Genomic DNA, 1,895 nt, shown 5'->3' with positions numbered 1-1,895 from the left:
AACCCGCCGCGCTACATGCAGCTGGTCGAGCTGATCCCGACACCGACCACGCAGTCCGGCATCCTCGATCAGCTCGAGACCTTCGCCACCACCGCGCTGGGCAAGGGCGTGGTGCGCGCCAAGGACACGCCCAACTTCGTGGCCAACCGCGTGGGCATCGCCGGCATGCTCTCGACGATCAAGGAGGCCGAGAACTTCGGCCTGACCTACGACGTCGTCGACGACCTGACAGGCAAGAAGCTCGGCCGCGCCAGCTCGGGCACCTTCCGCACCGCCGACGTGGTGGGCCTGGACACCATGGCCCACGTCGTCAAGACGATGCAGGACAACCTTCAGGCCGATCCCTTCTTCGGCAGCTACGCCACCCCGACGGCGGTGGCCAAGCTCATCGCAGCCGGTGCGCTGGGGCAGAAGTCCGGCGCGGGCTTCTACAAGAAGGTGGGCAAGGACATCCTGCGCTTCGACCTGGCGCAGGGCGACTACGTGGCCGGCGGCAAGAAGGCCGACGAGATCGTGGCCCGCATCCTGAAGAAGCCCGCTGCCGAGCGCCTGAAGCTGCTGCGCGAGTCGAGCAATCCGCAGGCGCAGTTCCTGTGGGCCATCCTGCGCAACGGCTTCCACTACGTCGCGGTGCACCTGGCCGACATCGCCAACTCGGCGCGTGAGGTCGACCTGGCCATGCGCTGGGGCTTCGGCATGAAGCAAGGCCCGTTCGAGCTGTGGCAGGAAGCCGGCTGGAAGCAGGTGGCGCAGTGGGTCAAGGAAGACATCGACGCCGGCAAGGCGCTGTGCGCCGCCCCGCTGCCGGCCTGGGTGTTCGAGGGGCCCGTGGCCGAGCAGGGCGTGCACACGCCCCAGGGGTCGTGGAGCGCGGCCGAAGGCCAGTACCTGCCGCGCTCGGCGCTGCCGGTCTATGCGCGCCAGCACTTCCCCGAATCGCTGCTGGGCGAAGGTGCGGCTGCGCCGGCCAGTGCCGGCACCGAGGAGTTCAAGAACGACGAGCTGCGTGCCTGGACACTCGACGGCCAGGTGCTGATCGTCACACTCACGGGCAAGATGCACACCATCGGCCCGGGCGTGGTCGAGGGCCTGGTCAAGGCGGTCGAGCTGGCCGAAGCCAAGTACCAGGGCCTGGTGATCTGGTCACCCGACGAACCGTTCTCGGCCGGCGCCAACCTCGAGGCCATGCTGCCCACCTTCATGAAGGGCGGCGCCAAGGCCATTGCGCCGGAGGTGAAGAAGCTGCAGGACGCGTTGCTGCGCGTGCGCTATGCCGGTGTGCCTACCGTGGCGGCCGTGCGTGGCGTGGCGCTGGGCGGCGGCTGCGAGATCGCGGTGGCCTGCTCGCGCCGGGTCGCGCACATGGAGAGTTACGTCGGCCTGGTGGAAGTGGGCGTGGGCCTGCTGCCGGCCGGCGGCGGCCTGACCTACATCGCCCGTCGCGGCGCCGAGAAGGCGCTGGCCGTGGGCAACACCGACTACCTCGCCTTCGTCAAGGACGGCTTCCAGGCCGCGGCGATGGCCACCGTGGGCACCAGCGCGCTCGAGAGCCGCAAGCTGGGCTACCTGCTGGACAGCGATGTCGTCGTCGCCCACAAGGACGAGCTGCTGCACGTGGCCATCAGCCAGGCCAGGGCCATGGCCGACGCCGGCTGGCGTGCGCCGCTGAAGGCGCTGATCCCGGTGGCCGGGCGTTCGGGCATCGCCACCATCAAGGCGCAGCTCGTCGCCATGCGCGACGGCGGCTTCATCGGCAAGCACGACTACCACATCGCCAGCCTGATCGCCGAGGTGGTCTGCGGCGGCGAGGTCGACGCCGGCAGCCTGGTGAGCGAGGAATACCTGATGACGCTCGAGCGCCAGCGCTTCTGCGCGCTGCTCGAGCACCCCGCCAC

At 69.6% G+C, this 1,895-nt stretch carries 1 protein-coding gene; it reads left to right on the top strand.

Annotated elements, in window-relative coordinates:
* A partial coding sequence (locus tag L6Q67_RS23360; protein WP_296575858.1) for a 3-hydroxyacyl-CoA dehydrogenase family protein occupies positions 1–1,895 on the top strand: 1,895 nt, incomplete at both ends.

The organism is Zoogloea sp. (assembly GCF_023150065.1).
In the GTDB taxonomy this organism is placed as follows: domain Bacteria; phylum Pseudomonadota; class Gammaproteobacteria; order Burkholderiales; family Rhodocyclaceae; genus Zoogloea.
Note: the sequence above shows the minus strand (reverse complement) of the source record. Positions and strands in the feature narration are given on the sequence as shown.